The organism is Myxococcus sp. AB036A (assembly GCF_006547355.1).
GTDB lineage: Bacteria > Myxococcota > Myxococcia > Myxococcales > Myxococcaceae > Myxococcus > Myxococcus virescens.
Window position 1 is genome coordinate 1 of sequence record NZ_VHLC01000187.1, and the last position, 6,359, is coordinate 6,359.

The window sequence follows — 6,359 nt, forward strand, 5'->3', positions numbered from 1 at the left end:
GTCCCCCACTCCCCTGACCGGAGCGGCCTCCGCCGAGCCCCCCCTCTCCGCGACTCCATCTGGCGTCTCCGCGCCCCGGCATGCGTTCGCGCTGGCCGGGCTCACGGGGGTCGCCCTGGTGGCGTTCCTCGGCGTCGAGGGACCGGTGGCCACGCGCACGGTGCTCATCGGCGGTGCCTGTCTGGTGCTCTGGCTGACGGAGGTGGTGCCCTCGTTCGTGCCCACGCTGTTGCTGCTGGGCGCCACGCCCGTCCTCCTGGGGCCGCTGGACCGTGCCTATCAACTGCCGTCGGTGCTCGCGTGGTGCGCGGACCCGGTGCTCATCCTGTTCCTGGGTGGCTTCACGCTGGAAGTGGCCGCCATGCGGCACGGACTGGACGCCTCGGTGGCGCGGCACGTGATGCGGCTGTCGGGTGGACGGCCGCGGCGGCTGGTGTTGCTGGTGATGGCGGGCGTCGCCTTCCTCTCCATGTGGATGTCCAACGTGGCCGCGGCGGCGATGATGCTGGCCGCGTTGCGTCCCCTGCTCCAGGCCATGCCCGCGGGTGCGCCGCTGCGGCCCGCCCTGCTGCTGGGCGTGGCCCTGGGCGCCAACGTCGGCGGCATCGCCACGCCCGTGGGCAGCGGCCCCAACGCGCTCGCCGTATCCGCCGCGTCCGCGTATGCGCAAGTCACCTTCGCGAAGTGGATGTCCTTCGCCCTGCCGCTCACGCTGCTCCTGCTACTGGCGGGCTTCGGCCTGGTGCTGCTGCGCTTCCGCGTGGGCGGCAGGCTGACGCTGCCCACCGAAGCGCCCGTGTCCCTGGCGCGCTCGGGACGCCGCGTGCTCTGGGTGAGCGCGGCGTGCGTGGTGGCCTGGCTGGCGGAGCCGCTCCACGGTGTGCCCGCGCCCGTGGTGGCGCTGGCGGCCACCGCGCTGCTCTTCGGCAGCGGCCTGCTGAAGCGCGAGGACCTGGGCCGGTTGGACTGGGCCACGCTGCTGCTCATCGCCGGCGGCATCGCCCTGGGCCGGCTGCTGGAGCACTCCGGGCTCATCGCTCGCGCACTTGCCGGCGCGGACCTTGCGGGCTGGCCGGTGCCGGTGCAGCTGGGGGTATTGGTGGCCGTCGCGGCGGTGCTGTCCGCGCTGATGAGCAACACGGGGACGGCGGCGCTCCTCATCCCCCTGGCCACACAGCTGCATCCCGCCGCTTCGACGCCGGTCCTCGTGGCCCTGGGATGCTCGCTGGGCATGCCCTTCGTCATCAGCACCCCGCCCAATGCGATGACGGTGGGCGAGGGGCTGGCCTCCTCCGAGCTGATGAAGTTGGGGGTTCCCCTGATGTTGGGCGGTTGTCTGCTGGTGAGCGTCTCGGGCCCTGCCGTGCTGCGCCTCTTTGGGTTGCCATGAGTTTCTCTCCCCGCCTGCGCGGCACCACGGTACGAACGTGGCGTCCCGGAAGAAGCAGTCGCGCGGCATGCGCGTTGAAGGGGCACTGCCTGCTCAGGCTTCGGCGGAGGTGAGCTCGTGACGAACGTGACCATCACTGAGTATGAAACGCGCCTCTATTGGCAGGGAGAGCGCGGCGCCGTGCTGACGAGCGACCGTGCGCCGCCCGTGCCCATTGGCCAGCCGCTGACCGGGCAGGACACCGTGGCCGTGGGCCCCTGGTCCCCGGAGGCCCTGCTCGTGGGCGCGGTGGAGGGACGCACCCTGCTGGCGTTCCTGGAGCAGGCGCGGGAAGCGGACGTGCGCGTGCTCTTCTACCAAAGCTCCGCGGTGGCCCGCGTGGTGTGTTGCGCGGACCAGCCGCCGCACCTCACGGATCTCATCGTGCGCCCACACGTGGCCGTGGCCACCGAGGCCGACGCGGAGGCCGTCCGCCTCATCTTCACCGAGCTCCCCGCGCACTGCTTCCCCAGCTCCGTCATCAACATCACTCCGCGCATCGAACCGGTGGTCGAGACGTGGCACGCTCGTAGCAGTGGTCGAAGCGTACCCGCCGCAACCGCCCCCGCATCCTGACCTGACAGCAAAGGCTCCCCTTCCCCCATGTCCCCACAGCGCATCCTGGTCGTCGACGATGAGGACAATGCCCGCCGGGCGATTGCCACCATCCTGAATGAGGAAGGCTACGAAGTGGCCGAGGCCGCCAACGGCGCCGAGGCCCTGGCTCGCATCGGCGAGTTCTCCCCCGCGGTGGTGCTCACCGACGTGCGCATGCCGCAGATGGACGGCCTCACGCTGCTGAAGACGGCCCGCGAGCAGGGCAGCGACGCCACCTTCGTGATGATGACGGCGTTCGCCAGCGTGGAGACGGCCGTGGAGGCCATGAAGTCCGGCGCGGACAACTTCCTGCTCAAGCCGTTGGACGCGGACCAGGTGCTCGTCACCCTGGGCAAGGTGCTGGAGAAGCGCAGCCTGCGCCAGGAGGCCGAGGCGCTGCGGGACCAGGTGCGCTCGCGCGTCCGCCGCTTCCACGACATCATCGGCGAATCGCCCCAGCTCCAGGGCATCTACGACGTCATCCGGAGGGCGGCCGGCACGCGCGCCACGGTGCTCATCCTGGGCGAATCGGGCACGGGCAAGGAGTTGATTGCCCAGGCCCTGCACCAGGAGTCGCCACGCAAGGACAAGCCCTTCATCCGTGTGCACTGCGCGGCCCTGTCCGAGAACCTGCTGGAGAGCGAGCTGTTCGGCCACGAGAAGGGCTCATTCACGGGAGCGCTGGCCCGGAAGGAAGGCCGCTTCGAGCTGGCGGACGGTGGCACGCTGTTCCTGGACGAGATTGGCGAAATCTCTCCCGCCGTTCAGGTGAAGCTGCTGCGCGTCCTCCAGCAGCGTGAGTTCGAGCGCGTGGGTGGCACCCAGACGCTGAAGGTGGACGTGCGCATCGTCGCGGCCACGCACCGGGACCTGGTGGCCGAGGTGAAGGCGGGCCGGTTCCGCGAGGACCTCTACTACCGGCTCAACGTGGTGAGCGTGACGCTGCCGCCGCTGAGGGACCGCAAGAGCGACGTCCCCGCGCTGGTGAACCACTTCCTGGAGAAGTACAGCGATTCATACGGCAAGCAGGTGCGAGGTCTGGCGCCCGGGACGCTCCAGGCGCTGCTGTCCCATGACTGGCCGGGCAACATCCGCGAGTTGGAGAACGCCATCGAGCGCGCGGTGGTGCTGGCGCAGGGACAGGAGCTGACCACGGATGACCTGCCGCCCGTGCTGCGCGGCCCCCGGCCGCATGGGACCTCCACGGGCGCGCTCATCCCCGGCGCCACGCTGGCAGCCATCGAGCGCGAGGCCATCCTGCGCACGCTGGAGATGGTGCAGGGCTCCACGTCCCGGGCCGCCGAGGTGCTGGGCATCAGCGTGCGGAAGATTCAGTACCGGCTCAAGGAGTACAGCACGCCGGATGGCGCGCCGCTCAAGGTCGTATCCGATGAGGCGGAGGACCTGGCCGCGGAGTCGTAGCGGTTTGATGGGTGGGCTGGGGCACTGCTAGCGTGCCCTGGATGGGATGGCGTTCGAGGCGAGTCTCGGTTCACCGGGGCAACGTGCTGCTGCGGGTCCTGGTATGGGGCGTGAGCGGAATCCTGCTGCTCCCCATGTTGGCCCTCGCGGCCTTCCACGCCTGGTCTCAGCGCCAATATGGCCCCGCCATCGGGCAGTTCCGGGCCGACGTCACGGCGCATGTGGAGTTCTTCTGCGAACAACAGGCGCTGGTGGGCGCGGAGCCGTGGTTTCACGAACCGCGGGGCTCGGGCGATGCGGGCCCGCTGCTCAACGAATGGCTCCGCGTGGCTTCCGGCCCGCCCGGTCTGGAAGAGTCACCCCTTCGGCTCCCGGCACACCTTCTGTTGCTCCAGAAGGCCGAGAGCATGGAGGACTGGATGACGACGGACCTGGACCTCGACAGCCTGGACTTCGGCTGGATGCGCCAGATGCATGCGTTCGACCACTGGAATGCCATTCCCCGTACGTCCATCGCACCGGGCAAGCCTTTCGACCTGATGTCCGCGTCCTTTCCGGAGTTCTCGCTCCTGGTGCTCTGGTCGAAGTTGCGGCTCCGGCATGCGATTGAACAGGGGACGCCGCTAGAGGCCGTGCGCGACGTGAGGCAGCTCGCGTGGCTGGCCTACCGCACGGACACGCTGGTGGGCGGCATGGTCGCCCTCTCATTGCTCACCGCCGAACACAGGCTCCACGCCACCTTGGAGAATCCCCCGCCTGACTGGCGGCCCATGAGCCTCGAACAACAGAGGCGCTTCAAGGCCGTGCTGTGGTCCGCCTCTGCCTTTTCGAGCATCGCTTCTCCCGTGGAGGTCGGCGAGAAGGCACGCGCGTGTGAGCCGGCGATTGGCCGCTGTATTGGCCTGGTGGAAGCCGCCCTTCGAGGCCGTTACCTGGAACCCTATGCGAAAGGCACGCACCAGCAGGCGTACCTGGAACTCAAGACAGCCAGCGCGGCGGGCCACTGCCCCACGCAACTGCTGGCGTCCATCTGGGAGCAAGGGCTCACGGTGACGGATGACGATACAATGCGGGGTGCAGGGGACGAGCGTCCCCTGGCGGCGCGGCTGATTCCCACGAGCGCCCTCAGGGGCCCCTTCGCACTCCAAATCCTGGCATCCTCGCTGACCACCCTCGACCCACTCCGCGAGCTCAAAGCCCTGTCCCCCGCCCCCTAGCAAGGGCAATGCATTCCAGGAACGGCCATCTACGACGGGCGTCGTTGACTCTTACGACGGCCGTCGTAATACTCCGCGAGATGACCACCCACGCCCTCCCGCAGCCGACGCGGGCCGAGCTGGCCATCCTCCGCGTGCTCTGGAAGCAGGGCCCCAGCACCGTCCGACAGGTGCACGAGCTGCTTCGGGGCACCCAGGACAAGGACACCGGCTACACCACGGTCCTCAAGCTCCTGCAGAACATGACGGAGAAAGGCATCGTCCAGCGTGACGAGAGCGAGCGGACCCATGTCTATGAAGCCGCCATCAGCGAGACGCGCACCCAGCGCGACCTCCTGCGCGACTTGATGGACCGGGCCTTCGGGGGGTCCGCCACGTCGGTCGTGGCCCAGGCGTTGTCCATGAAGCGCGCGTCCGCCGAGGAGCTGGCGGAGATTCGCAGGCTGCTCGACGCACACGAAAAGCGGGGGAAGTGATGGACGCGCGTTATCTCCACGCCCTGGAGCAGGCGCTGCTCGGGTTCCTGTGGCAGGGCGCGGTGGTGGCCCTGGCGGTCGCGGGTATCCTGTCCCTGACGCCGCAGCGCGCCGCGCGGGCGCGTTACGCCACCGCGTGTCTGGGGATGGTGGCCATGGCCGTGCTGCCCGTGGTGACGTTCCTGACCGCGCTGGCGGAGGCCTCGCGCGCCGCGACGTTCGGCGCCTTCGAGTCCCTGAGCCAGTCCCGCATGCTGGCCGTGGTCACGACGGAGACCGCGTCCCTGGCGGATCCGCACTGGACGGAGGTGCTCCGGCCCTGGCTGCTGCCGGCGTGGTGCTGCGGCGTGCTCCTCCTGTCGGCCCGGACCGTGGCTGCCTGGCTCATCACCCACCGGATGGCCCGGCAAGAGACGCAAGCCCCCTCGGCCCACTGGAGTGAGGCGCTGACCCGTGCGTTGCGCCACGTCCGCCTGTCCCGGCCCGTGCGCCTGCTGGCCTCCGCCCGCGTCGACGTGCCCATGGTCATTGGCCTGTGGCGCCCCCTCATCCTGGTGCCGGCGGGGGCCATCACCGGGCTGTCCGCCGCGCAGCTGGAGGCCATCCTCGCCCACGAGCTGGGCCACATCCGGCGCCACGACTACGTGGTCAACCTCCTCCAGTCCTTCGTGGAGACCCTCCTGTTCTACCACCCGGCCGTCTGGTGGCTGTCCCACCGCATCCGCGAGGAGCGTGAGCACTGCGCGGATGACCTGGCCGTCCAGTGCTGCGGGGATGCGCTGCTCTACGCCCGCGCCCTGGCCCACATCGAGGAGCTGCGCCTGGCCCCATCACCCCACCCCGCCCTGGGCGTCAGCGATGGCTCGCTGCTGATGCGCGTTCGCCGGCTGCTGTCCGCGTCCGAGGACATGACGCCGCGCAGGTCCTGGCGGCTCGCCAGCGGACTGGGCAGCGCCGTGCTCGCCGTGGCCCTGGGGTCGTCACAACTGCCGGAGACGGCCCACGCCACGGAGCCGGTGAGCGCGCCGCCCCTCCATGTGGAGGCAACCCCCAGCACGGTGCAGCGGCTGTCCAGCCCCATGCCCATGCACCATCTGCTCGTGGCCCCGGCGACCTTCTCCGCCCAGGCCCCGCGGGCCCCCGCGCCCATCGAGCGACCGAAGGCGGCGGCGAAGGCAGAGCGAGCCCCCGCGGCGAAGCCCCGTCCCTGTCTCTTAT

Annotated in this window: 6 protein-coding genes; all 6 read left to right on the forward strand. The window is 70.0% G+C overall.

What is annotated here, in order from left to right; translation table 11 throughout:
• The coding region (locus FL344_RS37585) for an SLC13 family permease (RefSeq protein ID WP_141621888.1) at positions 1-1,390 on the forward strand (1,390 nt) is incomplete at its 5' end.
• A 117-nt stretch (positions 1,391-1,507) separates the two neighbouring features.
• Positions 1,508-2,005, forward strand: coding sequence for an OsmC family protein (locus FL344_RS37590; RefSeq protein WP_141621889.1), 498 nt, complete (start codon positions 1,508-1,510; stop codon positions 2,003-2,005).
• A gap of 27 nt (positions 2,006-2,032) precedes the next feature.
• The gene (locus tag FL344_RS37595) at positions 2,033-3,448 is read left to right on the forward strand and encodes a sigma-54 dependent transcriptional regulator (protein WP_141621890.1); all 1,416 of its coding nucleotides are present in this window, start codon (positions 2,033-2,035) and stop codon (positions 3,446-3,448) included.
• A 134-nt stretch (positions 3,449-3,582) separates the two neighbouring features.
• The gene (locus FL344_RS37600; protein WP_228565656.1) at positions 3,583-4,665 is read left to right on the forward strand and encodes a hypothetical protein; all 1,083 of its coding nucleotides are present in this window, start codon (positions 3,583-3,585) and stop codon (positions 4,663-4,665) included.
• An 80-nt stretch (positions 4,666-4,745) separates the two neighbouring features.
• Positions 4,746-5,141, forward strand: coding sequence for a BlaI/MecI/CopY family transcriptional regulator (locus tag FL344_RS37605; protein ID WP_140863658.1), 396 nt, complete (start codon positions 4,746-4,748; stop codon positions 5,139-5,141).
• Positions 5,141-6,359 (forward strand): M56 family metallopeptidase (locus tag FL344_RS37610; RefSeq protein WP_228565657.1); only part of this gene is annotated, 1,219 nt, incomplete at its 3' end. The genes FL344_RS37605 and FL344_RS37610, both read left to right, overlap by 1 nt.